Origin of the sequence: Streptomyces sp. NPDC001828, assembly GCF_042892175.1 — a bacterium.
Classification (GTDB): domain Bacteria; phylum Actinomycetota; class Actinomycetes; order Streptomycetales; family Streptomycetaceae; genus Streptomyces.
Genome location: NZ_JBIATV010000001.1, coordinates 890,534 through 914,925, shown reverse-complemented (window position 1 = coordinate 914,925; position 24,392 = coordinate 890,534). Strand labels below are relative to the sequence as shown.

Below are 24,392 nucleotides of genomic sequence, written 5' to 3'. Positions count from 1 at the left end.
CTTCCTACTCCTGCTTCGAGGTGTCGGTCGCGTCGGCCGGCGCGTACAGCAGGTTCATCACGCCGGTGCCGAACGTCTCCGAGTGCACCAGCTTCAGAGGGAAGGGCCCCGCGCCGTCCTCGAAGAGGCGCAGGCCCCGGCCCAGGACGATCGGGTGCACGAGAAGGCGCAGTTCGTCGAGCAGGCCGGCGGCCAGCAGCTGACGGATGACGGAGACCGAGCCGGTGACGGCGATGTTCTTGCCGCCGCCCTCCGCCTTCAGCGCCCTGACGCCCGCCACGAGGTCGTCGCCCTGGAGCTGCTCGGAGTTGCGCCAGGTGAAGTCGAGCTCGCGGCTCGACACGACGACCTTGCGGGTGTCGCCGAAGTCCTTCGCCATGCCGGCGTCCTCGCCACCCGCGTCCTCGCGCGGAGGCCACGCCTCGGCAAAGCCTTCGTAGGTGGTGCGGCCGAACAGGAACGTGTCGGAGTTCTGTACGTCGCCCACGACAGCGGCGGCCATCTCGTCGCTGAAGTACGGGAAGTGCCAGGTGTGGGGATCGGCCACGACACCGTCGAGGGAGATGAAGAGGCTTGCCGTGATCTTGCGCATGTCGAGGGCTCCTGGGCTTGCGGGACGCGGTTCGTTCCGTCGCGGGTGAGACGGAGGGGAGCCTCGGAACTCATCGGTCCCCCGCACCAGAATCCCCCGACCGCCCGGCCGACGATCACCGCCCCGCCCACATCACGCTGGTGGAGTACTGGGGGACGGCTCGGGCGATGCCTCGGCCGGGTCGTCGAGAAAGCGGCGCAGGACGTCGGCTTCCGCATGGAGCTGGGCCGCCCGGTCGGCATGTGCCGGCGAGCTCAACTGCTCTGCTGCCGACACCCGTTCGGCGATCTCGGCGCGCACGATCTCCGCCATGTCCGCCTCGGTCAGCTCACGCCGTGCCGCCTCGGTGGCGCCGGCGCCGACCGGCGACTCCTCCAGCGAGAGGCCGCGCAGTTCGACCGCGCCGACCGGCACCGCCTCCGCGTTGTCCAACGCGGCGAGCGTGGCTCGCAGGGCACGTACCGCGACCTTGTCGCGGGCACGCATCGCTTCGGGCAGGGCTTGACGCATACGGGCGTGCAGTGACATGTCGGTGACCCTATGGCCCCCTGGTGGAGGGTGCAACGAGATACCCCCTGTCGGATCGGCCGCCGCACCGGCATCTCCGCCGTCGGAGACACACCTGGCGGCCCTGACGGCCTCAACTGCCTTGTCCCACCGATGATCACGGGTTATGGTCCGCGAGCACATATCCGGGGGGATCATGCAGGTGGGGGACATGACTGAAGACATCGGCGCGCCCGTGGACAAGGGGAATCCATGGCGGCAGGGCATAGCCGCCGTGGTGGCGGTGGCGGCGCTGTGTGGCGGTGCCTGGTGGCTCGGGGAGACGTCCGGGACGAGTCCCGCGAAGCCCGCGAGGTGCTCGGGCGGCAAGCCCGACAAGACGGCGGCGCCGGCCGAGCAGGCACACACCTCCGGCGCACAGCTGTGTGAGGCACTGAACCGTCCCGATCTGGCCGAACTGCTCGGCACTCCGGACCAGAAGCCCCGGACCGCCTCCGGCAGCCAGAAATCGATGCGCCTGCTGGGCAGCGAGGACATCGTCTCCCCCTCCGCCCGGGTGGAGTTCGACGCGTACACCGTGGAGCTTTCGGCCACCTACGACCGGCTGACGGTGGCGGAGTCGGCCGTGGTGTTGGGGAAGGGCGCACAGCAGCAGGCGGTTCTCGGGCACCCGGCGTTCTTCTACTCGGATCGCACCGTCACCTTCAGCATCGGCACCGACGGGCGCGGCACCAACAGCGGACCGGGCTCTCCGGTACGCGCCCTCACCGTCGCCCTGGGCGACAAGGACAGCGGCGGCTCCTACGAGGTGACACTGTGGCGCGCGGACGGCGTGTTGCCGGACGACGCCGTGGTGCGGCGCGTCGCCGAGAAGGTGCTCCCCACCGTGCCGGGATGGACCACCGGCGGGGCCGGAGTCACCCAGGGGTGACGCCCGGATGCGTGCGGAACGTGCCCATGGGGGGCGGTCCTTGAGGAGTGTCGCCGGACGCGGCCGGTCGTTGGGCAGCGCATGCTTCTGACTCGTACCGCCGTCGCCACGGTCACCATCGCCGCCTTCACCTCCCTCGCACTCGCCGGTGCCGCCCACGCCGTCCCTGCCACACCGAACGATGACGACAACTGTGCCGGGACCGGCGTGCATGTGGGGCTGTGCCAGGTCCTGGCCGAGCAGCATGTGCTCAGCGGCAACAACCAGCAGCTGGGCAGCCATCCCTGACGTACCGTCAACTGTGCGGCCCCTGTGCGTCCATGGACAACTCTGCTCCCATCCGGCGCAGTACGCCCGCCCGGATCGATCGCCGCCGCTGCTCGGTGCGGAGCGGCCTCATCGGTAGGGTGCGTCCCATGTCGGACACACTGCCTCGCCCCGAGCCGTTCACCCCGCAGACCGCCCCCTCGGCGCTCGACGACCTCCGCACACGACTGCGTGCGACCAGGTGGCCCGACGCGCCGGAGGACGCGGGGTGGGCGCTCGGGACCGATCTCGGATACCTCCGCGAACTCGTCGCCTACTGGGCCGACGGTTTCGACTGGTCCGAGCAGGAGGCGGCGCTCGCGCGGCTCCCCCGCTTCCGCGTCCCGCTCGGCGGGCTCGGGATCCACTTCGTGCACGCCCGGGCGGTCGCCCCGACCGGTCCCGTACTGCCCCTGGTCCTCAACCACGGCTGGCCGGACTCGTTCTGGCGGTACTCGAAGATCGTCCCCCTCCTCACCGACCCGGGCGCGCACGGCGGCGATCCCGCCGACGCGTTCGACGTGGTCGTACCCGACATGCCGGGGTACGGGTACTCCGACCGGCCCACCGGGGCACCCCTGGATTCCATCGCCGTGGCCGGACTGTGGGCCGAGCTCATGCGCGTACTGGGCTACGAACGCTTCGGCGCGTCGGGCGGTGACATCGGCAGCCACGTCAGCCGCTACCTCGCGCTCGACCACCCGGACCGGGTCGTGGCGGTCCACCGCACCGACGCGGGCGTACCGGTCTTCCTCGGCGACCGCGCGGACCTCGCGCCGGAGGAGCGCGCGTGGCTGGAGAGCATCGCGGCCTGGGGCGCCAGTGAGGGCGCGTACGGCGCCATGCACCGAACGAAGCCGCAGACCGCCGCCTTCGGCCTGACCGACTCGCCGGCGGGGCTCGCCGCATGGATCGTCGAGAAGCTCAGGGCGTGGAGCGGCTGCGACGGAGACATCGAGCGCAGCCTCACGAAGGACGAGATCCTCACGAACATCACGCTGTACTGGCTGACGGGAACCATCGGCTCCTCGATGCGCATGTACCACGCGAACGCGGCGATCCCGCCCGCGCAGCTGGCCCGCCGGGTCGAGGTGCCGTCGGGATTCTCGATCTTCCGCGGCGACGTCGTCCGCCCGCCGCGGGCGTGGCTGGAACGTACCGCCAACGTCGTCTACGCCTCGGAGCCGGAGCGCGGCGGCCACTTCGCCCCGTTCGAGGAGCCCGAGCTGTACGCGGAGGAACTGCGCGCGTTCTTCCGGCCGTACCGCTGAGCGGGCGGCCGAGGAACACCCAGGGGTGCACATGACGGCGGGGCCGCGTCCTGGGACACGGCCCCGCCCGGTCACCGGGCTCCGCCCGGGCATCTCACCGCGACGCACTGCCTGGGAAGGCTCAGCCTCGCGGCGTCGCGGCCGGCGTCGGCACGAAGCCGAGGGGGTGGCGGACGGTTTCCGGGCCGCGCACCCTCGTGCCGAAGACCACCAGCTCGCAGGCGTTGGCCGCACGGCAGTCGATGGTGCGGCCGTCGATCGCGGTGAACGTCGCCGACAAGGTCACCGTCTCGTCCAGGCGACCGTTGTCGCTGGTGGCCGGCGGCCTGGAACGCGGGCGGCAGCCGAGGGTGTCGGCGGAGCCGGTGGCACACTCCATGACCAGCACGTGGTACTGCACCTCGTAGCCCTTGCCCGTCGCCCGCACCGCCTGGCCGTCGACCAGCCCCTTGTCCGGGTTCACCTGCAAGGTGGGCGGCGCCTCCAGCGGCCCGTGCGGGGCGAAGCGGAGCGGAACGGTGGTGAGCAGCGCCCCGTTGTTGTCCGTCAGGGCCAGCGTGCACGGGTTGGCGGTCGAGACCGTACGGCAGTCGAACGACCCTGCTGTGGTGGAGAGTTGGGCGTACAGCTTCTTCGGGGAGAGCTGGTACGTGCCGTCCGGATACACCCGGAACTGGCGGCCCGTGTCGTCGTCGCAGGTGGTCACGGACGCCGAGGGGCCGCACTCCTTGACCCAGACGTAGTCCTTGGGCGGGCCGCCCGCGATGGCGAACTTGACGATGTCACCGTCCCGCAAACCGGTGGTGCGGTCCACGTTCAGCTGCGGCCCGGCCGGGGCGGCAGCCGGCGAGGGCGCCGCCAACGCTGCCGGGGACACCAGCTGCCAGGGGCCCCAGCCGCCGCCGGGCAGCGTCTGGTAGACCTCCCACATGCGGTCGCGGTTCCACTCACGTGCCGTCAGATGCAGCCTGCCGTCCGGGAGTTGCTCCACCGTGCTGGGCTGGCTCAGACCCACGTCCTGGCCGGGGACCAGGCCCGTCGACAGGACCGGGCCCCAGCCGGATGCCGCGTTCTGCTGGTGCCGCAGCTCCATCGTGCTGCCGTTCCTGGAGCCGGAGGCGAAGGCGTCGATGCTGCCGTCCCGCTCCTTGAACAGCACGACTCCGCCGTGGTACGGGGTCGGGGCGAGGCCGAACGCGTCGGGCTCGCTCCAGCCGCCGGGGCCGGCGGTCTCCACGGAGTGGCAGAACGTCCCGTAGGTGGAGAACAGCAGCTCGATGGCGCCCGCCGAGTTCTCCATCGCCGTGATGTAGTAGCTCTTCGGGCCCACGGTCGCCGCGCTCACGCGCTGCCAGGCACCGTAGGTACCGCCCGGCGTGACCTGTTCGCGGTGCCAGACGAAGGGCAGGCCCCTGGTCGCCGTCGAGTCGTAGAAGAGCTGGAACTGGGCGATCCGGCCGTCCGTGCGGTCCACCGAGACCAGGCTGTCGGAGACCGGCGAACTCGCCAGGCCCTTCGCGCCCGTGTCCGTACTACACGCGGACGTCGTGGCGGCCGTGGCGGCCGTCGCAGCCGTGGACGCGGTTCCGGCGGGAACCGCCTGGGCGACCGCCGGCAGCCCCGCCACTCCGGCACAGGCGATGGCCACGGCCACCAGACCACGCCCGAGCAGCCCAACTCCCCTGTCCGGAGCCCCTCTTCGTCGTATCCTCATCTGCTCCCACCCCTCTCGGTATCCCCACCCGGCAGGGGAGAATCCTCTCGGCGCACGCGGCCCACGACCAGCTCGCAATCGGCCAGCGTCACCCGCGAGAACAAGCCGCGCCACGCGATCACGGCGTCCCGACCGTCGCGGCCCGGGGTCCGTGTACGCGTGAATCGCAGGTCCGGCGGTTCGCGATGCGGAATACCCGAACCTGGCTTCCGGTATCACTTGACGTGTATCGCGTGGGCGCGCGAATCTGAGCGGGAATGAACTGCCGTAGCGTGCAGGGGGAGATGCCATGCCGCGCTGTGAACAGGACGGGGCCGGGCCGACCGGCACATGCGGCGGGCCGGCCGGATTCGCCGGAGCGCACCGGCTGTCCGGGCTCACGGTCTTCAGCCGCCCCGACGGCGACCGGACGGTCGTGAGCGTGTGCGGCGAGCTCGACCTCGACGCGGACCACCGGCTCCTGCACGCCCTGCGCCACGATTCCGCCGCCTCGGACGCGTCCGGCGCAGCCGATGCGTCCGAGGCCACGCCGAGCGGAGAGACCTTCCAACTGGACGTCGGCGGTGTCGACTTCCGCGCCTGCTCCGGCGTCGACCTCCTCCTGATCGTCAAGCGGCATGGCCTAGACCCGGATCACGACGAGCCGCCGTCCCCCCACCCGGACGGTGCGGACGACCCCGATGCGGACCTGCGCCTCGAACTCGACCAGCTGCGACGCGCGATGCGGAGCCGGGGAACCATCGACCTGGCCCGTGGCATCCTCATGGCCGCGTTCGGCCTGAGCCCCGACGAGGCCTGGAAGGTGCTGGTCTCCACCTCCCAGCACACCAACACCAAGCTGCGGCGTCTCGCCGAGCAGGTGGTGGACTCCGCCGGGGGCACCCCGCTGCCCGAACCCGTACGCAAACAGCTGGCCGCCGCTGTCGCCCAGGAAGGCAAGGAAGCCCGGGAAGCCCGGGCAGCCTCGTCCGCCGAGTCGCAGGTGTAGCAGGTGTAGCAGGTATAGGGGGTGGAGTGAGCAACTCGCTTCGGGGCCTAGGTGTTGGGGCGCGCGCCAGGACGGGACGAGTCGCCTCCCGCGCGTGCCGCTCCCACGCTGCGGGCCGCCGAAGCCAGGTCCTGGAGGGCCTCCAGGTGCCGGGCCGGCGCGTCGCGCCCGGCGTCCGTGAGGTACAGCCAGGTGCGGAAGCGCCTGCCGGCCGCGCCCTTGCGGATACCGAGGTAGCCTGCGGCCTCCAGGGCCGAGGCCGCCTTGCTGAGGACCGAGTCGGAGACCTGGCAGTAGTCGCGTACGCTCGCGAACTCGGCCTCGTCGCAGGCGCTGAGGAACGCAGCGGCCGTCAGCCGGGTCGGATGCCGGAAGGCCGCATCGAAGGCGGCACTCTCCGAATCGGGGGGACGTCGTCATACGCCTTGCCTCAACTTCCGTCCGACCGTGGCGTTCTGCCAGGCGGAGTGCGCCCAGGCACCGAGGCCCAGCGTCACCCCTGTCACGCCGAGCGTGACCGGGGTGCCGAGGCCGAGGAGCCGGCAGGCTCCCCACACCAGGGCGAGCGCGACGGCGACGGACCCTCTCAACAACTTTCCAATTTGGAAAGTGGACCTCAGGCCGACGGCGTCCGGGTGAGCCCGGCGGCGTAGATGTGAGACCGGACCGTGTCGAAGAGGGTGCTGACCTCCTGCTCCGTCAGACCCGTGGCGGCGGCCTCCCGCATCCAGTCGGCGAGCCGGGCCCGCAGCGGGGAATCGGGCTCGCTCTCGGGAGCGGCCAGGGAGCGGAGGATGAAGGTGCCGGCGCCCTGGCGCACCTCGACGAGACCCGAGCGCTCCAGCTCGCGGTACGCCTTGAGCGTGGTGTTGGGGTTGACCTTCGTGTCGGCGGCCACCTGCGCCGCGGTGGGCAGGCGGTCGCCCTCCCCCAGCGCACCCATCCGCAGCGCCTGCTCGACCTGCTGGACGATCTGGAGGTACGCGGGCACTCCGCTGCGTCGCTCTATGCGGAACACGACCATCGCACCCGCCTCCTTCCCCTTCGCCCTGACAATACGGACTGCCGCAACAACTGCCGTACGGCTGTGGCGACCATACGGACCGATGTGGACCCGCATGGACCCGCGCTGCGGCTACAGCGCCTGGCGCCGGGTGCGCCACACGATCAGCGCCACCAGGAGGACTGTCGGCACCAACAGGAGACCGGCCGCCGTCCACTGCAGGGTGGCCATCTGGTCGTAACCGAAGTAGTCCCACACCGAGTTGACGATCCCCAGTCTGGCCCGGCAGGCCTCGGTGGCCGCGTCGTTCACACACGTACCCCAGCCGTAGACCTTGCCGGAGGCGGTGCCGATCCACTGGTCGACCTGGACCGCGTCGTTCAGCACGGCCGGGTGTGCGCCGTCGAGCGGGAAGGCGACGCGGCGCGGGGTGGCGAGCCGCGTCCTGAAGTGGTCGCACACCAGGAGGAAGGCCGCCGAGGTGAAGAACGTGACGGCCATCGCGGTGACCGCGCGTCGCGCCAGCGCGCCGATGGCGATGCCGAGGGTGGTGGTGAACAGGGTGAGCGCCACCAGGACGGGCAGGGTGTTGTCGAAGACCGTGCCCTCGAGCCAGGTGCTGGAGACCACGTGCCGCACGGCCCGCCACCACCAGCCGAACAGTGCTCCCAGGATCCCGGCGGTGACCACGGCCAAGCCGAGCGCGAAGCCCAACTTCCAGAGCAGCCAGCGCAGTCGGGACACCGACTGGGTGGCTACGAGGCGGGCGGTGCCGTGCTCGTGGTCGGCGGAGAGAAGAGGCGCGCCGATGAACACGCCGAACACGAGCGGCAGGTAACCGAGGTACCCGGCGAAGTTGCTGAAGGAGTTGTCGAGGCGCTGTACCGTCGCCCCGTCCAGGGCCTCGGTGGACTTCGCGGGCCAGCCCGCACTGTGCAGCGTGTCCAGCATGGTGGCGCGCTCATGGATGACCCAGAGCGCGCCTATGAGGGTCGCCGCGGTGCAGGCGATCAGAGCGGCGCGATGCTGACGCACCATCAGCCACGCCAGTCCGCGGATCCGGCGGGACCCGCCGAACGAGGCTTCCTGCTGTCCGGCGGTACGGGCGCTCATGCCGCGTGCTCCTTTCGGTGGCCGGGGACGGCGGTCGGGGAGAGCAGCGCGGGGGCCTCCGGGTGGCGCAGATAGCCGAGCAGCACCTCTTCGAGGCTGGGTTCGGCGAGCTGCCACGAGGAGTCGAGCGGTATCTCATGGCGGACCAGGGCGGTGAACTGCCTTCCGGCGGTGCGGACATCGATCACCGTGTGCGTGCCGAGCGCGTCGGGCAGGCCGCCGTCCGTGGTCACGCCGGTGACCAGGGTGTGCATGGGCACCAACTCGTCGGCGTCACCGGCCATGCGGACCCGGCCGTCGGACACCACGAGCAGGAAGTCACACATGTGTTCAAGCTCGGAGAGCAGGTGGGACGACATCAGTACGGTGGTGCCGCGTTCGGCCACCTCCGACATGAGCAGGGAGCCGATCTCGTCCCGGGCGAGCGGGTCGAGGTCGGACATCGGCTCGTCCAGGAGCAGCAGGTCGGGGCGCTTCCCGAAGGCGAGCGCGAAAGCCACCCGGGTGCGCTGGCCGCCCGAGAGGGTGGCGATCTTGGCGTTCGGGGCCAACTGCCCCTCACGAACGATCCGTTCGGCCGCCGCCTGGTCCCAGCCGGGGTTGAGCTCCTGCCCCATGCGCAGGGTCTCGGCCACGGTGAACCGCTTGAACAGCGGCTTGTCCTGGCCGAGGTAGGCGCACCGGGGCATCACGGACGGGTCGCCGACCGGGCGCCCGAAGATCCGCAGTTCGCCGCGCGTCGGCTGGACGAGCCGGGCCGCGATCCCCAACAGGGTGCTTTTCCCCGCCCCGTTGGGCCCGACCAGACCGCAGACGCGGCCGGCCGGAATCCGGAAGGTCTCCTCCCGCAGCGCCCACCCCCGGCGGTACTTCTTGCCAAGACCGTGCGCCTCCAGGGCCCACCGGTCGTCACCCCCACCCGAAGTGGCCGTGCCGCTCATGCTCCCCCTCTCGACCGATTCCATTAGTCAACTAGTGGAATCATGGTCTGGCGGGCGCGAACCTGTCAATCTCCGCCGACGGAGCCGGATGGCGGAGGGCCGGATGGCGGGGGCGTGAACAGCTCCGGCGGGTCTCTTGGCATGGCCTGGTCAGACCTGCGAAGCTTCCCCCCGGCTGTCGCCCTGACCCCAGGAAGACACGCGCTCAAGTCCCACCCCAGTGATCGTGCACGTGCCGCACACAGTCCGCGGCCGCCTCCGGCGCACCCAAGCCGGTCGGGCGGCCACCGAGCAGGCCGAAATCCCGGCCGCCTCAAAGGAGTTCCGTGTGAGATCCACCCCCCACAAGTCCCTCGTGGCGGCCGCCTGCGCCGTCGCCGCGCTGGGCACCGTCTCCCTTCCCGCCGTGTCGGCGTCGGCCGCGGCACCTGCCGCTCCCGCCGCCTGCGCCCCGGCCCAGGTCGTCGCCAACGGCGACTTCGAGAGCGGTACGTCGCCCTGGACCCAGTCGTCGACGAGCGTGATCACCAATCGGACCGGCGAGACCGCCCACGGCGGCACCCACTTCGCATGGCTGAACGGTGTGGGCAGCACACACACCGACACCCTCTCCCAGAGCGTGACCATCCCCTCGGGATGCAGCACCGCCACACTCACGTACTGGCTGCACATAGACACGGCCGAGACGACGACGTCGACCGCGTACGACAAGCTGACGGCGAAGATCGGCAGCACCACGCTCGCGACCTACTCGAACCTCGACAAGAACACCGGCTACGTACAGAAGTCGGTCGACGTGTCCGGGTTCGCGGGGCAGACCGTGAACCTCGCCTTCACCGGCACGGAGGACTCCAGCCTCAAGACGAGCTTCGTCCTCGACGACATCGCCCTCAACACCTCGGGCGGCTCCACCCCGCCGGCCGACTCCACCCGCACCCCGGCATCGCCCGCGTACACCGTGAACCTGAGCAGCAACGCGAGCGGCAACGGCTGGACCGGGCACGAGAGCGCGACCTTCACCAACGCCTCCGCCACCGCGCTCAGCGAGGTGTACCTGAGGCTGTGGGACAACTACCACGGCACCTGCTCGGCGATGCCGATCACGGTCACCAACGTCACCGGCGGCACCGCGGGTGCCCTTTCGGTCGGCTGCACGGCCCTCAAGATCGACCTGCCGGCGCCGCTGCCCCAGGGCCAGAGCACGACCATCGGCTTCGACCTGGGCATCACCGTGCCCGACGGCGCCGACCGCTTCGGCGCCGACGGGGCGTTCAACAACATCGGCAACGCGCTGCCCGTCCTGGCGGTACGCGACGCGGCGGGCTGGCACCTGGACCCGTACACCAACAACGGGGAGTCCTTCTACTCGCTGGCCGCCGATTTCAAGGTGACCCTCGACCACCCCACCAGCCTGCTGGTCCCGGCCACCGGCACCTCGGTCGACACCCCCGGGTCCAGCGGCCGCACGATCACCACGGCGACCGCCTCCAAGGTCCGCGACTTCGCCTGGGCGGCCGGACCCTTCAGCAAGATCTCCGGCACCTCACCGGCCGGGACCGCCATCAACATCTACTCGGTGTCGGGCATCAGCTCGGCCAACGCCCAGTCGATGCTGGCCACCGCCAAGTCCGCCGTGGACACCCACGCGGCCCGCTTCGGGGCCTACCCGTACGGTGAGCTGGACGCGGTGATCGACAACAACTACTGGTTCGGCGGCATGGAATACCCGGGCTTCGTGCTCGACCTGGTGTCCACCACGGCGCTCACGCACGAGATCGGGCACCAGTGGTGGTACGGCATCGTCGGCGACGACGAGTACAACAACCCGTGGCTGGACGAGGCGTTCGCCGACTACTCCACCGACCTCGCCCAGAACCAGACCGGCACCAACTGCTGGAACAGCGTCTCGTGGGCCTCGTCGAGCGAGAAGATCACCAACTCGATGGCCTACTGGGACGCCCACTCCTCCCGCTACTCGACCGTCGTCTACGGGTACGGGAAGTGCGCCCTGCACGATCTGCGCCGGGTCCTCGGTGACAGCGTGATGGCCAAGTTGCTGAAGGACTACGCCACTTCGCACTGGTACGGCGTCTCCACCACGGCCGAGTTCAAGGCGGCCGCGCAGGCGGCCACGACCACGGACCTCACCTCGTTCTGGACCCAGCACCGCATCGACGGCTGACCAACCGTCACGTCCCGCCGGCCGGCCGCGCAGGACCGTGGTTCCCCACGCGTCCTGCGCGGCGAACCCGCGACAGGGGGAACTCGCGTGCCCCGTCGCCGACTTCAGGCACGCTCCGTGTCGAAGGCGGCGAACATGTCGAGCAGCGGCTGTGGCGCACGCGAGTTGAAGATGGCTTCGAGCCCCTCGGCCGAATCCCGGGCCGTCGCCTCGCTCCGGGGGAAGAGCGCCTCCTCGTACGCCGCGAGGGCCGCCTCCGTGTCTCCGGCGCACCGGGCCAGGGCAAGGCCGAGGTCGGAGCCGTCCTTCATGGCGAGGTTGGCGCCCTCGCCGGCGAACGGGGACATCAGGTGCGCCGCGTCGCCGAGCAGGGTCACACCCGGCACCCGCTCCCAGCGGTGGCCGATGGGCAGGGCGTGGATCGGCCGGGCCGTCAGCGGGCCGTCGGCGTCGGTGACCAACTGCCGCAGCGCGGGCGCCCAGTCGCCGAAGTGCGCGAGGAGTGCCTTCTTGGCGGTGGCCGTGTCGCCGAAGTCGATGGTGGACAGCCAGTCCTCGTCGGCGCGCAGCGCGGTGTAGATGTGCAGGCTGCCGTCGGTCTCCCGGTGGCCGAGGAAGCCCTTGTGGTCGCCCAGGGCGAAGAACATGCCGCCGCCGATGAGGCGTGCCGCCTCGGGGTGGCGGGCCTCGGCGTCCAGGAGGTCGAGTTCGACGAAGGAGATCCCGGTGTACGCGGGTGTCGCGCCGGAGAGCAGCGGCCGGACCCGGGACCAGGCGCCGTCCGCGCCGATCAGCACGTCGGCCGTGAACATGCCCCCGTCGGCGAGCGTCACCTCGTGCACTCCCGCGCCGGCCGGGCGCGCGGCCGTGACCTTGGCGCCCCAGCGCACCGTGCCGGGCGGCAGCGAATCGAGCAGCAGCGCGCGCAGGTCGCCGCGGTCGATCTCCGGGCGGCCGCCGGTGCCGTCGTCGGGTTCCTCGCGCAGGACGCGCGCGTGCTTGTCGAGGACGCGCATCGACTGGCCGCCGGGGTGCACCTTGGCGAGGAACTCGTCGTGCAACCGCGCTGCGCGCAGGGCCTCTTGACCCGATTCTTCGTGAATGTCGAGCATGCCGCCCTGCGTGCGGGCGTCCGGGGAGGCGTCGAGGTCGAAGACTGCGGCGCGGATGCCGTGCACGTGCAGGACCCGGGCCAGCGTGAGGCCGCCGCCGATGACGGCGATGGGGTGGTGCGGAATGCCGCCGGGCGTGGACGGGCCGGCGGAGGCGTTCTCGGAGTCGTTCGTCGGCGTGGTCATGACGAGGTCCTTTCCTTGCGTGGTGCGCTGAGTGCGGCCGTTCCGGGCGCCGGCCCGCTCACGGGGTGTCGCGCGGCGTGGCCTTCGTACCGTTGATCACCGCGCGGAAGATCCAGGCGAAGCGCTGCTCGGGCGTGCCGGAGACGAGGTCGTCGCCGAGCGCGGCGATGCGCGGATAGGTGGCGGCGGGCGCTTCGCGCAGGACCGCCGTGAGCGCCGCGTGCTCGTCGTCGGCCGTGCGGGACCGCGCGCGCGTCGACTGTTCGGCGGCGGTCGCGGTGGCGACCTGGAGCAGCACGTCCACGCCCCAGGCGGCCTGAGTGTCCGGCACTCCCCCTTCGTGAAGGAGCGCGAGGACGCCTTCGACCAGGGCCAGGTAGTGGGGGCCCGAGGGCCGCGCGACCAGCGCGGAGCGGGCCAGGCCGGGGTTCGCGAACAGCACCTCGACGTAACTGCCGAGCACCCGGAGCAGCCGCTCGCGCCATTCGCCCCGCGCGGTGACGGGGGTCAGATCCACCGCCCCGAGCAGCGCCTCCAGGATGGCCGCGTGCAGCTCGGCGGTGTTGGCCACGTACACGTACAGCGAGGCGGGGCCGGTGTCGAGCTCCTGGGCCAGGCGCCGCATCGTGACGCGCTGCAGCCCCTCGGATTCCATGAGGCGGACGGCCGTCGCGACGATGCCCTCGTACGTGAGCGCGGGCTTGGCGGGCCGCTCGCGGCGGCTGCGGGGGGTGGCGGGCTGCGAAGTCACAGCCTCAGGGTAACGAACATGTTCGTCACGAACAAGTACTGAGCGAACACGTTCGTCCAGCGCGGACCGAGCGGCCTCGGGCACATCTTCTGATGCGGCGTCACTTCCCTTGTGCATCAGGGCTGTTGACCAGAGCCCTGTCAGCCGCGTCGAGGATGCTGTCGAAGGAGCGGGTGATCATCGGGCGTACCAGGTGCCGGGTCAGTACGGGCCCGAGCAGCGGCAGCTTCATTTCGGCGCGGGTGGTCCAGCGCACCAGGGTCTTGCCGTCGGCCTCGCTGAAGGTCATGCTGCCGAACTCGTGCCGGGACGGCGGCACGCTCCGCTCGACGACGTACTCCGTGACGTACGGCGCCTCGTAGCGGGTGATGCGTTCCCTGAGCCAGCCGATCGCCCAGAGGTGGCTGCGTACCGCGCCCACGCCGTACGGCGCCCCCTCGCCCCGGCGGGTCAGCCGGCAGCGCAGCACCAGCGGCGAGCGGGTGTAGTGGGTGGTGGTCGTGAGCCAGGCGAAGACGTCGTCGATGGGGGCGGCGATGACGCGCTCGGAAGTCATGGTTTCCACAGCCGGTGATCTCCTCTGTCGAGTGGGCGCACCGTGTCCGCGCGGTGCAGCTTGTCCGGGTTGCGCATGGCGTAGAGGCCGGTGATGCGTCCGTCGTGGATCTCGAAGGCGACCAGCCAGTCGAGCGCGCCGCCGGTGAGGAAACGCGCGGCGGGCATGCCGTTGTAGGTGGCGTGCTCGATCTCGGTCGCCTCGGTGAGGCTGGTGCGGGCCACCCCCAGGACGAACCGGGCGACGTCGGCACTGCCCGTGATCGGGCGGCGCGCGGCGGACACCTTCCCGCCGCCGTCCGAGATCTGGACGACGTCGGGCGCCATCAGGTCCATCAGCGCCTGGATCTCACCCGCCGTCGTGGCGAGCAGGAAGCGCCGGACGATCTCGCGTCCTGCCGCGGAATCGGGCTCGAAGCGGCGACGGCGCGCATGGACGTGCCGCCGCGCCCTGTGGGCGATTTGACGGACCGTCACTTCGGTCTTGCCCACCGAGGCCGCGATCTCGCCATGGGTGTAGCCGAACACGTCGTGCAGCACGAACACCGCGCGCTCGGTGGGGTTCAGCGTCTCCAGGACGAGCATCAGGGCCATCGACACCGACTCGGCCAGGATCGCGTCCTCGCTCACCGCGGGCCCGGTACGGATCGGCTCCGGCAGCCAGGTGCCGACGTACTCCTCGCGCCGGGCCCGGACCGCACGCAGATGGTTGAGGGCCTGCCGGGTCACCACCCGCACCAGATAGGCACGCGGGTGCTCGACCCCCGCCGCGTCGACCGCGCTCCACCGCAGATAGCTCTCCTGGAGCACGTCCTCGGCGTCGGCCGCGCTGCCCAGCATCTCGTAGGCGATGGTGAACAGCAGCGCGCGATGTTCGGTGAAGGCGTCCCCGCCGGGGGCCGCCTCCCGGCGCGCGGCCCCCTCCTTGCCGCACCCGCCCGAATACTCCGGCATTCCGTCCGGCCCTTCCTCACGGTGCACGCGGCCCCATCGGCCCGTGTATGCCCATCGAGACACCTCGGCCCGGAGAAGCGTGACAGACCGCCCATGTGATGTGCTTCACAACGGCGGCCCACGGTGGTGTGCCGGGAATGTGGGCGCGGGGCACATACACGACGTGGGTTACGTGAACTACGTTTCTCCTGATTGTTTGCGCGAATGGCACGACCTACCCTGAGGGAATGGGTGCCGTACCTGAACCACATGCCGGCTGGACCTTCCTCACCAACCACGCCCGCGTGCTGGCCGCGATCGCCGACGACCCCCAGACCCGCATACGCGACATCGCCGCGCACTGCAGACTCACCGAGCGCGCCGTCCAGCGGATCATCGCCGATCTGGAGGAGGCCGGTTACCTCTCCCACACCCGGCACGGCCGCTCGAACACGTACCAGATCGAAGCGGGCCATCCCTTGCGGCACCCGGCCGAGGCGGGGCTGACCGTGGCCACTCTGCTCGCGGTCCTGGCCCAGCACGACGAGCAGCGCGGGAAGCAGTCGCAGCACTGACCGCTCGGCCCCGGCCGGGGCTCGGCGCACCCAGGTCACTCACCGTGCTCACCTGCCTCTCTTGCGACGTCTGGTCTGCCGATCGAGCCGGGCGGGGAGAAGATGGTGAAGGCGCTGAGGCAGGAGTGAGGCACCGGACGGGCTGACGAAGGGCCGACGATGAACGCATCCGAGGTATTCGGGGAGCAGCTGAGCCCCGTCCGCGTCGCCGCCTCCGAGCCGGGCGGGCTCCTCGACGTGCTGGGTGTCGCCGCGATCGTCCTCGACGAGGGCGGACGGATCACCCTGTGGAGCCCGCAGGCACAGGAACTGTTCGGCTGGGACGCCCAGGAGGCCCTCGGCCACTCCGCCGCCACCCTCCTGGTCGCCGAGGAGCACCGCCCGCTGGTCCTCGAACTGTTCGCCCGGGTGATGAGCGGCGGCGGTACCTGGGCCGGGGTCTTCCCCATCCGGCACAAGGACGGCCGTACGCGGATGGTGGAGTTCCGCAACATGCGGCTCCAGGACGAACACGGCGGCCTGTACGCGCTGGGGATCGCCACCGACGAGCCGACGCTGCGGGCCGTGGAGCGCGACCTCGCCCTGTCGGTGCGGCTCGTGTCGCAGTCCCCGATCGGTCTCGCCGTCCTCGACACCGAACTGCGCTACGTCCTGGTCAACCCGACGCTGGCCCGCATCAACGGCGTCTCCCCCGCCGACCACATCGGGCGTTCGGTGCGCGACGCCCTGCCGTTCCTCGACCACGTGCACATCGAGTCCACGATGCGACGGGTCCTGGAGACCGGTGTGCCGCTTCTCGACCAGACCGCGATCGGCCGGACCCCGGGCGATCTCACCGAGCACGCCTGGAACGTGTCGTACTACCGCCTGGAGGACCCGGCCGGGCGGGTCCTCGGCGTCGCGACGTCGATCGTGGACGTGAGCGAGCAGTACCACGCGGCGAACGAGGCGGCCGAGGCGCGCAGGCGCCTCGACCTGATCGCCCGTGCGTCGGTGCGCATCGGCACCACCCTCGACCTGAACCGCACCGCGCACGAGCTCGCGGACCTCGTCGTGACCGACCTCGCCGACATCGCGGCCGTCGACCTCCTCGACTCCGTTCTGGACGGCCGCGGCCCCGTCGAGGACCCCTCGGCCGGGCCCGTGGCCATCAGGGCCCTGGCCGTCGCGGCGGCCTACCCGACCGACGCCCTCCAGGCGGCCGACCCCCCGGGCAACATCGCCAAGTACAACGCGGAGCGCCTGGTCACCCGCTGCGTCACGACCGGCAGGCCCGTCCTGATCAGCCATGTCGGACCCGGCGACCTGGCGAACATCGCCCGCGACGACGCGGCGGCCGCCTTGCTCGCGCGGGCGGGCCTGCACTCGTATCTGGCAGTCCCGCTGATCGCGCGCGGCGAGGTCCTCGGCGCGCTCGACCTCAAACGGGCCAGGAACCCCCAGCCCTTCACGCACGACGACGCCGTCCTGGCGCTCGAACTCGCCACCCGGGCCGCCGTCTGCATCGACAACGCGCGCTGGTTCCAACAGCAGCGCCACGCCGCGCTCGCCCTCCAACAGCACCTGCTGCCCCGCCAGCCGCCCCAGCCCACCGGGCTCGACGTCGCCTACCGCTATCAGCCGGCCGCGACGGTCGGCGAGGCCGGCGGCGACTGGTTCGACGCCATCCCGGTGGCCGGCGACAAGACCGCCCTCGTCGTGGGCGATGTGATGGGCCACGGCATCAACGCCGCCGCGACGATGGGCCAGTTGCGCACCGCGACCCGTACGCTCGCCGGCCTCGACCTCGACCCCGCCGATGTGCTGCACCACCTCGACCGCATCACCGCCGAGCTGGACGAGACCACGGCGACCTGTGTGTACGCCGTCTACGACCCGCACCGCACGACCTGTCGCATCGCCCTCGCCGGGCATCTGCCGCCCATCTGGGACCGCCCGGGCCGCGCCCCCCGCTTCCTCCAACTGCCCACCGGGGCGCCGCTCGGCGTGGGCGGCGTCCCGTTCCGGGCGACCACGGTCGACTGCGCGCCCGGCGACCGGCTCGTGCTGTACACGGACGGGCTCGTGGAGACCCGGGACCAGCCCATCGACGACCGGCTGCGCGCCCTGCTCGACGCCCTGACCCACCATCGGCTGCCCCTGGAGGCGACCTGCGACCGGCTCCTGGCGGCGATGCCCCCGCCGCAGGGCCACGACGACATCGCCCTGCTGATCGCCCAGGTCACCCCGTCGAGGCGGCCGGCCGACGGCACCCGGGCCCGGGCGACCCCCGCCGACGGCCGGTAATCGCCGCCCGGGCACCCCGTTCGCCGCAGCGCGGGGTGTACGAAGCGGGCCCACGGGGCACCCGGTAGCTCTATGACCACCTATGTCGTAACGATCCCCGGCACCCTCCTCGCGGAGCGCACCGAGGAGACCATCAAGACCCTCGAAAGCGCCCTGCGCCCGGCCGACCCGCGCGGAACCCAGCTGGGCGAGGCGGAGCATCTGGAGATGCTCACCTTCTACAGCGGGTCCTCGGCGTTCAGCATCCGCCTGGAGGTGGAGGCCGACGACACCGCGACCGCCGAGCAGCAGGCCCGTGAGACGGTCGCCGCCGCGCTGCGGACGGCGGGCTACTCGCAGGATCAGGCGCCCCTGGGGGACGCGACCATCACGGGAATCACCGAATAGCGGCGGAAGCGCACGGGGCGGGTTCCTTCCGTCAACTCCCTTGTTGCTCAAGGGAGTTGACGGAAGGAACCCGCCCCGGCGTCGTCGTTCAACGGCCGGTCCGGCTCGCCCCGTCTCGCGACGGGCTCAGCGGACCGGCTTCCGCACGGCCCTCAGGATCGCGGGCAGGCGTGACTTGGAGGCGTAGGGAGAGTCCGAGGCCTCGGGAGGGGGCGCGTCCCCCTCTTCCACCGGACGGCCCTGGGGATCGACCGGCTCGGCCGGGCGGTGCTGCCACCAGTGCCGGCGCCGGGGGTGCAGGGCGCGGCCGAGCCGGCGGCCGAGCAGCAGGTAACCGGCGAAGGCACCGGTCGAGTTGAGGATGACGTCGTCGATGTCGAAGGCGCGCCCGGTGACCAGGAGCCCTTGAGCCCCCTCGACGGTGAGCATCACGAAGGCGGTCATGAGGACCACGCGCACGACCCCGCGCGTCCTCGGGAACAGTACGGGCAGCAGCACGCCGAACGGCATGCCGAGCACCACGTTGCCTCCGACCTGCTTCACCGCGTCCCGCCAGTCGGGCTGCGCGAGATAGGCGCGGATCGAATCGCCGGGGTGCAGATTGGTGTGCGTGAGCCGGACGGACGCCGGTGACGGAACCAGGGTGGCCTTGGCCAGCACCACCGCGAAGCCCACCATGCAGACGAATCCGACGACCAGCACGACGGCGCGGGCCGCCACCGCCGCCCAGGTACGGCGTTGAAGCCGTGGTTCTGATGCCATGCCATCCCCAGTACCCGCTGCGCATCCGGGCACGCCCCCGGCCCGGGGCCGCAGTCGACGACCGCCGCCCCTCAACACGCGCCGCCCGCCGATGAGTTCGCGTAACGGCGGCTCGCGCATCTATTGACGCGCCCACGCCAGGGTTCTACGGTTTCCCCGTTCACATCCAGGCATGTCGTTCATCATACGGAACGCGCCGCCTCGGAGAGGTCCCGCACCGAGCCACCCCACCCCCCCACGAAAGGGTCCCCTCATGCGCATACGCCCTCTGCTCCTGCCCCTCACCACCGCTGCCGTCGTCGCCGTCGGCGGCCTGGCCTTCGCGGCCCCCGCCTCCTCAACCACCCACGACGGCACCCGTGTTGAGGCACAGAGAGGCGGCGGCGCCTTCGGGCCGGCCGCGAGCACGTCGGTCGCGCCCGGGGGCAACTTCGACCTGTCGGTGTGGGAACTCCAGGAGCCGGTGGGCTCCCCGGGTTCGCCGACCACGATTCCCTCGTCCCGGCTCCAGGGCGCGGACGGCTTCCAGGACTCGTACTTCTACACCGACACCCGCGACGGCGCGATGACGTTCTGGGCCCCGGAGAAGGGCGTGACCACGCCGAACTCCAACTACGCCCGCTCCGAGCTGCGCGAGATGAACCGCGACGGCAGCCCCGCGAACTGGTCGCTGAGCGGCTCCCACAAGCTGAACGCGACGCTGCGCGTGGTGTCGGTGACGTCCAACGTCTGCGTCGGACAGATCCACCTCGGCACCGGCGGCTCGTCCACCAAGCCGCTGGTGGAGCTGTACTACCGCGCCTCCGGCGACATCGTCCTCGGTACGGAGAACTCGCCCTCGGGCGGCCAGACGACGCACACGGTGGGCCATGTGGCGGTCGGCAAGACGTGGAGCTACACGATCGCCGTCTCGGGAGGTCACACCGTCGACCTGACGGTCAACGGCAGTACGACCCACTACGCGATCCCGTCCTCCTTCGACAGCTACCGCCAGTACTTCAAGGCGGGCTCGTACAACCAGTCGTCCTCCAGCAGCACCACGAAGGGCGCGCGCGTCGCCTTCTACGGCCTCGGCGTCTCGCACGGCTGAGTGCCCGGCCGTCCAGTCATGTGAACGGCTAGCCGTTCGCCGCGTGGCCCATCGGCTAGCTGTTCTCCGCCTGGAACATCCAGGCGTGCTTCTCCAGCTCGCCCGTCACGGTGATGAGCAGGTCCTGGCTCACCGGGTCCGGCTCGGCCGTTGCGGTGATCCGCTCACGCATCCGCTCGATGATCCTGCCGAGGGCGGTGACCAGCACCTGGACCGCCTCGGAGTCCTTGATCCAGCCATCCGGCACCGTGCCGATCGCACTGGCCCCGGCAAGCGTGGCGGCCCGCCCGTCTGGGTTCACGCCGAGCGCCGAGGCGCGTTCGGCCACGGTGTCGGAGTGCTGGCGGGCCGTGGCCACCACCTCGTCGAGCTGCAGGTGGACGGAACGGAAGCGCGGGCCGATGACGTTCCAGTGCACCTGCTTGGCCACCAGCGACAGGTCCACGAGGTCGACGAGCGCCCCCTTGAGGGCCGGTCCGACCACCTTCAGATCCGCGTCGGACAAAGAACCCTTCACTCCAGACACCGCTTCTCCCTTCGACGATCCCCGTCGATCGACGGTCGTCGATCCCGGTAGACCGCGTTCCTCGCAAAGCGCGCGTCAAACCCGGGCGGACACCGCCCCCGACCACCTGCGACCCGGCACCCCACGCACCACCAATGGCCGATGCGACTGGCATAGCGATTCCCGGCCTGGGCACTCTTCCTGACAAGGCCCTCGGCCACTCGGAACAGCTCACCACCAGCACCGCACCCATCAGGGTGCGGTCACATCGACGTTGGGACGGACCTCACCATGAGCATCATCGCCTGGATCCTGATCGGCCTGCTCGCAGGCGCCATCGCCAAGGCACTCATGCCGGGCAGGGACCCGGGCGGCTGCGTCGTCACCATGATCATCGGCATCGTGGGCGGCCTCCTCGGCGGGTGGCTCGGGAAGGTCATCTTCCACGTCCACTCCATCAACGGCTTCTTCCACCTCTCCACCTGGATCGCCGCCATCGTCGGCTCGATCATCGTGCTGATCCTCTACCGCCTCATCATCGGCAACCGCAGCCGCAACTGAGCACGCGCGGACAGCGGTGACGACGCACACACCGGTGAAGCGCCGGCAAGTCGGTTGAACTCCCCTCGCCCTGCCTCCTGTTGACGCACAATCTACGGAGCCGGATGACCCCGGAGCCGAAGAGTTGCCCAACAGCCCAGGCAGGGAAGGGAATTGATGAGGCCGACGCACACGCGCCGCACCGCGATACGAGGCTCCTACCGCAGCACCCTGTTCGCGGCCGCACTGGCCACGGCCGCGGCCCTGCTCACCCCCGCCACCGCCCAGGCGGCCCCCGCGTGCGAGTCTTCCACGTCGGCCGCGCCGGTCCAGCTGGCGCAAGTCCCCGACTGGACCGAGTCGATCGTGGTCGACCAGCGGGGCCGGATGTTCGCCACCGCGTACTTCACCGGCCGCGTCTACCGCATCGACGCACCCGGCAGCACCCCCGTGCCGCTCACCGCGGGCATCGGCGCCAACGGCGGCATCGTCGTCCGCCCCGACGGCCGCCTGCTCGTCGGCACGGGCAACGATCTCGGCCACTCGCTCACCGGTGACGTCCTCCCGGTCTCGAAGCTGCTCGAAGTGGACCCCGACTCCGGCGCGGTCAGCACGTACGCCTCCGGGCTCGGCGGCATCGACGGTGTGGCCCTCGCCCCCGACGGCACGGTGTACACCACCACGGTGGGCGGCCGGCACATCGGCCGTGTGACGCCCGACGGCCGGGTGAACCCGGCGTGGGCCCAGGTCCCGATGCCCAACGGCATCGCCGTCTCCCCCGACGGCGCCCAGGTCTACGTCATCCAGACGACCCCGGCGCCGGCCCTGTACCGCATCCCCGCCGACAACCCGGCACAGCCGCGGCGCTGGATCAGCACGGGCATCGCCGACGCGCTCGCCCTTCCCGACGGGCTCACCCTCGACAGCCGGGGGCGCCCCCTGATCGCCACGCACGCCGCGGGCCAGATCTGGCGGGCCGAGGGCGGAACGCTGTGCTCCGTGCAGTCGGGGATGTACCTCTCCACCCAGATCACCTACGGACACGGCGACCACGGCTTCTCGGCGGGCAAGCTCTACCGGTCCGGCGTCGACGGAAAGATCTACGAGGTCCCGGCGGGCGCCGACCCCGCCGCGCGATAGCCGTACGGGCCCCTGGACAATCACCTCACAGCCAGTGCGAGGACAACCCCAGCGAGGCGACCCACCCGTGGAAGGCGTACCCGTGCCCGACGTCAAGGCCGAGATCGACCAGCTGATGCGCGCCTTCCTCGGGGCGTTCACCAATACCGACGGCGATCGGCCGAACCTGGGCGCCGTCCGCGAGGTGTTCGTCCCGCAAGGGATGATCATCAACAACTCCGGCGCGCAGCCCGTCGTCTACGACCTCGACGGGTTCATCGCGCCTCGGGAGAAGATGCTCACCGACGGCACCCTGACGGAGTTCTCCGAGTGGGAGGTCGCCGAGCGCACCGAGATCTACGGTTCGGTCGCGCACCGCTTCAGCGAGTACGCCAAGTCCGGCTTCCACGACGGGCAGTGGTTCGAGGCGGTCGGACGCAAGACCACCCAGTTCGTGCGCACCCCGGCGGGCTGGCGGATGAGCTCGATGGCCTGGGACGACGCCTAGGCACATGCCCGCTTGACGCCGGGTCAGATGCGCGAGTCCTCGACGGCCACCAGCGCGTGCGTCCGCCCGGTGGGCGCGTGCCTCGGGGTGGCGGGGTGGGCTCCGCCGCAGAACGCGGGCTCGAGGAGATCCATCAGGGCTTGTGTGACGGCACCGTTGTTGGAGGCGTTGGCGAAGACGACGACCGTGCGCCGCCCGTCCGGCGTGGCGAACGCCTGCGACTGGTAGCCCTGGACGATTCCGCCATGGCCGAACACCGGGCCGCAGGTGAGCGAGATCTGGCGCAGGCCCAGCCCGTATCCGATCCTCGGCACGCCCGTGGGCAGTGCCCGTTCCAGCTGCCGCAGGGAGGCGTCCGAGACCAGGCCTCCGGCGCGCCCGGCGAGCAGCGCGGTCAGGAACCGGTCCAGGTCGCCCGCGGAGGACACGACGGCTCCGGCGCTCCAGATCCACGATGCGGTCTGCTCGGTCGAGTCGAGGAGGGGCTCGCGGGGGTCGTCGTTGGTCAGGTATCCGGTGATGTGCCGGCCCGCGATCCGCTTCGCGGGCACGGTGAACGACGTCCGGCGCAGTCCGAGCGGCCGGACGATCCCCTCGCGCAGAAGCTCGGCGTAGGGGCGGCCGGTGAGGTGTTCGGCGGCCAGGGCCAGCAGCACGAAGCCGGTGTTCGAGTACGCGTAGGCGCTGCCCGGCGCGTACTGCGGGCCGTGCTTCACCGAGAGGGCCACCAGGTCGCGGGGCGCGTAGACGCGGTCGCGAATGCGTGCCTCGAAGACGGCCGTGGTTTCCTCGCCGCTCTGCTCCAGGAGGTCGTTGACGTGGTCGTACAGCCCGGCGCGGTGTTCCAGGACCTGGCGTGCGGTGATCGGCCAGCTGTCGGGAAGCGTGCCGGCCGGCAGATAGTGGCGCAGGGGCCGGTCGAGGTCGAGGAGCCCCTGTTCGGCGAGGCGCATCACGATGACCGCGGTGAACATCTTGGTGTTGCTGCCGACCCTGAACCGCGCGTCCGCCCTCATGGCCGTGCCGTCCAGATCGGCCTCGCCGACGGCGAGCGACCGGTCGAGTCCGGGGTGGGCGTGATCCCGGATCACGGCGAACGCGCCCGGCGCCCCCGCCGCCACGACCCTCAGCAGTCCGGCGCGCAGCCCGCCCGGGTCGGGCCGCGTCCGCGCCTGCTCACCGGACGCACTCGGCGCGCTCGGAGCCACGAGGGCCACGGCGGCGGCGAGCGTGGTCACCGAACGGGCGAGCCTTGTCCTCATCACGGTCGCGGTCCTCACTGTCCATGGGTGCGGCCCCTGGATCCCCTGGGTGGTGTCCGAGCCGCCTCCGGCTGCTGTCCGGCGGCCGAGATCGTATCCATGTGCCGGGTCCCGGCCCCGGCAGCGGCGGACGCCCGGCGTTTCGGCGTACATGGGGAGCGGTTGACGTGGGTGGGGACCGCCACGTGGGTGGGGACCGTTGATGTGGGTGGGAGGAGCGGTCGCTGTAGGTGGGATGTCGGGGAGATGTAGGTCCGGCCTGTGAGGTTGTGG

Annotated in this window: 27 protein-coding genes; 12 read left to right on the top strand and 15 right to left on the bottom strand. The window is 71.1% G+C overall.

Features of this window, described 5'->3' with window-relative positions:
• Positions 1-4 precede the first annotated feature (4 nt).
• Positions 5-592, bottom strand: coding sequence for a dihydrofolate reductase family protein (locus ACFYZA_RS04250; RefSeq protein WP_388487034.1), 588 nt, complete (start codon positions 590-592; stop codon positions 5-7).
• 132 nt (positions 593-724) lie between these two features.
• Entirely contained in the window at positions 725-1,078 is a 354-nt protein-coding gene (locus ACFYZA_RS04245; RefSeq protein ID WP_388487985.1) for a hypothetical protein, read from the bottom strand.
• Positions 1,079-1,310: 232 nt separating this feature from the next.
• On the opposite strand from ACFYZA_RS04245, the gene ACFYZA_RS04240 reads away from it, so the two are divergent.
• From ACFYZA_RS04240 to ACFYZA_RS04230, 3 genes are all read left to right on the top strand, one after another.
• A complete protein-coding gene (locus ACFYZA_RS04240) occupies positions 1,311-2,030 on the top strand; it encodes a DUF6215 domain-containing protein (RefSeq protein WP_388487031.1) in 720 nt (239 codons plus the stop codon).
• A gap of 81 nt (positions 2,031-2,111) precedes the next feature.
• A complete protein-coding gene (locus ACFYZA_RS04235) occupies positions 2,112-2,318 on the top strand; it encodes a hypothetical protein (protein ID WP_388487030.1) in 207 nt (68 codons plus the stop codon).
• A 128-nt stretch (positions 2,319-2,446) separates the two neighbouring features.
• Positions 2,447-3,607, top strand: a complete 1,161-nt coding sequence (locus tag ACFYZA_RS04230; protein WP_388487027.1) for an epoxide hydrolase family protein — start codon at positions 2,447-2,449, stop codon at positions 3,605-3,607.
• A 121-nt stretch (positions 3,608-3,728) separates the two neighbouring features.
• On the opposite strand, the gene ACFYZA_RS04225 is transcribed toward ACFYZA_RS04230, so the two are convergent.
• Complete coding sequence (locus tag ACFYZA_RS04225) at positions 3,729-5,255, bottom strand: neocarzinostatin apoprotein domain-containing protein (protein ID WP_388487025.1); 1,527 nt, start codon at positions 5,253-5,255, stop codon at positions 3,729-3,731.
• A 355-nt stretch (positions 5,256-5,610) separates the two neighbouring features.
• Here ACFYZA_RS04225 and ACFYZA_RS04220 point away from each other — a divergent pair, with 355 nt between their 5' ends.
• A complete protein-coding gene (locus ACFYZA_RS04220) occupies positions 5,611-6,309 on the top strand; it encodes an ANTAR domain-containing protein (protein WP_388487024.1) in 699 nt (232 codons plus the stop codon).
• Between the two features lie 47 nt (positions 6,310-6,356).
• Here ACFYZA_RS04220 and ACFYZA_RS04215 read toward each other — a convergent pair whose 3' ends face one another.
• The 5 genes from ACFYZA_RS04215 to ACFYZA_RS04195 all read right to left on the bottom strand — a co-directional run bounded on the left by ACFYZA_RS04215 (position 6,357) and on the right by ACFYZA_RS04195 (position 9,366).
• Positions 6,357-6,665, bottom strand: a complete 309-nt coding sequence (locus ACFYZA_RS04215; protein WP_388487983.1) for a transcriptional regulator — start codon at positions 6,663-6,665, stop codon at positions 6,357-6,359.
• Between the two features lie 60 nt (positions 6,666-6,725).
• Entirely contained in the window at positions 6,726-6,902 is a 177-nt protein-coding gene (locus ACFYZA_RS04210; protein WP_388487022.1) for a hypothetical protein, read from the bottom strand.
• A gap of 23 nt (positions 6,903-6,925) precedes the next feature.
• Positions 6,926-7,333 (bottom strand): GntR family transcriptional regulator, encoded by a 408-nt coding sequence (locus ACFYZA_RS04205; RefSeq protein ID WP_388487020.1) that lies wholly within the window; start codon positions 7,331-7,333, stop codon positions 6,926-6,928.
• A 111-nt stretch (positions 7,334-7,444) separates the two neighbouring features.
• Complete coding sequence (locus ACFYZA_RS04200; protein ID WP_388487017.1) at positions 7,445-8,425, bottom strand: ABC transporter permease; 981 nt, start codon at positions 8,423-8,425, stop codon at positions 7,445-7,447.
• Positions 8,422-9,366 carry an ABC transporter ATP-binding protein gene (locus ACFYZA_RS04195; RefSeq protein ID WP_388487014.1) on the bottom strand — a complete coding sequence of 315 codons (945 nt, stop codon included), beginning with the start codon at positions 9,364-9,366 and terminating at the stop codon, positions 8,422-8,424. The genes ACFYZA_RS04200 and ACFYZA_RS04195 overlap by 4 nt, the downstream gene beginning before the upstream one ends.
• Before the next feature lie 328 nt (positions 9,367-9,694).
• On the opposite strand from ACFYZA_RS04195, the gene ACFYZA_RS04190 reads away from it, so the two are divergent.
• Positions 9,695-11,548, top strand: coding sequence for a M1 family aminopeptidase (locus tag ACFYZA_RS04190; protein WP_388487012.1), 1,854 nt, complete (start codon positions 9,695-9,697; stop codon positions 11,546-11,548).
• A gap of 104 nt (positions 11,549-11,652) precedes the next feature.
• Here the strand turns inward: ACFYZA_RS04190 and ACFYZA_RS04185 are convergent, their stop codons facing one another.
• From ACFYZA_RS04185 to ACFYZA_RS04170, 4 genes are all read right to left on the bottom strand, one after another.
• A complete protein-coding gene (locus ACFYZA_RS04185) occupies positions 11,653-12,846 on the bottom strand; it encodes an FAD-dependent oxidoreductase (protein ID WP_388487010.1) in 1,194 nt (397 codons plus the stop codon).
• Between the two features lie 58 nt (positions 12,847-12,904).
• A complete protein-coding gene (locus ACFYZA_RS04180) occupies positions 12,905-13,597 on the bottom strand; it encodes a TetR/AcrR family transcriptional regulator (RefSeq protein WP_388487007.1) in 693 nt (230 codons plus the stop codon).
• A gap of 100 nt (positions 13,598-13,697) precedes the next feature.
• Complete coding sequence (locus ACFYZA_RS04175; protein WP_388487004.1) at positions 13,698-14,162, bottom strand: SRPBCC family protein; 465 nt, start codon at positions 14,160-14,162, stop codon at positions 13,698-13,700.
• Complete coding sequence (locus ACFYZA_RS04170; protein ID WP_388487001.1) at positions 14,150-15,106, bottom strand: RNA polymerase sigma-70 factor; 957 nt, start codon at positions 15,104-15,106, stop codon at positions 14,150-14,152. Before ACFYZA_RS04170 ends, ACFYZA_RS04175 begins: the two co-directional genes overlap by 13 nt.
• A 227-nt stretch (positions 15,107-15,333) precedes the next feature.
• Here ACFYZA_RS04170 and ACFYZA_RS04165 point away from each other — a divergent pair, with 227 nt between their 5' ends.
• The 3 genes from ACFYZA_RS04165 (at position 15,334) to ACFYZA_RS04155 (ending at position 18,333) form a co-directional block, all read left to right on the top strand.
• Positions 15,334-15,660, top strand: a complete 327-nt coding sequence (locus tag ACFYZA_RS04165; protein WP_382596792.1) for a helix-turn-helix transcriptional regulator — start codon at positions 15,334-15,336, stop codon at positions 15,658-15,660.
• Between the two features lie 159 nt (positions 15,661-15,819).
• Positions 15,820-17,946, top strand: coding sequence for a SpoIIE family protein phosphatase (locus tag ACFYZA_RS04160; RefSeq protein ID WP_382596790.1), 2,127 nt, complete (start codon positions 15,820-15,822; stop codon positions 17,944-17,946).
• Between the two features lie 72 nt (positions 17,947-18,018).
• Complete coding sequence (locus ACFYZA_RS04155; RefSeq protein ID WP_382596788.1) at positions 18,019-18,333, top strand: hypothetical protein; 315 nt, start codon at positions 18,019-18,021, stop codon at positions 18,331-18,333.
• 126 nt (positions 18,334-18,459) lie between these two features.
• Here ACFYZA_RS04155 and ACFYZA_RS04150 read toward each other — a convergent pair whose 3' ends face one another.
• On the bottom strand, positions 18,460-19,095 hold the full coding sequence (locus ACFYZA_RS04150) for a VanZ family protein (protein WP_382600827.1): 636 nt from the start codon (positions 19,093-19,095) through the stop codon (positions 18,460-18,462).
• Between the two features lie 253 nt (positions 19,096-19,348).
• Between ACFYZA_RS04150 and ACFYZA_RS04145 the strand changes: the two genes are divergently transcribed.
• Complete coding sequence (locus tag ACFYZA_RS04145; RefSeq protein WP_388486997.1) at positions 19,349-20,185, top strand: polysaccharide lyase family 7 protein; 837 nt, start codon at positions 19,349-19,351, stop codon at positions 20,183-20,185.
• 55 nt (positions 20,186-20,240) lie between these two features.
• Here ACFYZA_RS04145 and ACFYZA_RS04140 read toward each other — a convergent pair whose 3' ends face one another.
• The gene (locus tag ACFYZA_RS04140) at positions 20,241-20,711 is read right to left on the bottom strand and encodes a Dps family protein (protein ID WP_382600831.1); all 471 of its coding nucleotides are present in this window, start codon (positions 20,709-20,711) and stop codon (positions 20,241-20,243) included.
• A gap of 270 nt (positions 20,712-20,981) precedes the next feature.
• On the opposite strand from ACFYZA_RS04140, the gene ACFYZA_RS04135 reads away from it, so the two are divergent.
• From ACFYZA_RS04135 to ACFYZA_RS04125, 3 genes are all read left to right on the top strand, one after another.
• Entirely contained in the window at positions 20,982-21,251 is a 270-nt protein-coding gene (locus ACFYZA_RS04135; protein ID WP_382600833.1) for a GlsB/YeaQ/YmgE family stress response membrane protein, read from the top strand.
• A gap of 156 nt (positions 21,252-21,407) precedes the next feature.
• Complete coding sequence (locus ACFYZA_RS04130) at positions 21,408-22,370, top strand: SMP-30/gluconolactonase/LRE family protein (RefSeq protein ID WP_388486994.1); 963 nt, start codon at positions 21,408-21,410, stop codon at positions 22,368-22,370.
• A gap of 82 nt (positions 22,371-22,452) precedes the next feature.
• Positions 22,453-22,857, top strand: coding sequence for a DUF4440 domain-containing protein (locus tag ACFYZA_RS04125; protein WP_388486991.1), 405 nt, complete (start codon positions 22,453-22,455; stop codon positions 22,855-22,857).
• A gap of 23 nt (positions 22,858-22,880) precedes the next feature.
• On the opposite strand, the gene ACFYZA_RS04120 is transcribed toward ACFYZA_RS04125, so the two are convergent.
• Positions 22,881-24,119: a serine hydrolase domain-containing protein gene (locus ACFYZA_RS04120; protein ID WP_388487982.1), complete on the bottom strand. Its 1,239-nt coding sequence runs from the start codon at positions 24,117-24,119 to the stop codon at positions 22,881-22,883.
• Between the last annotated feature and the right edge of the window lie 273 nt (positions 24,120-24,392).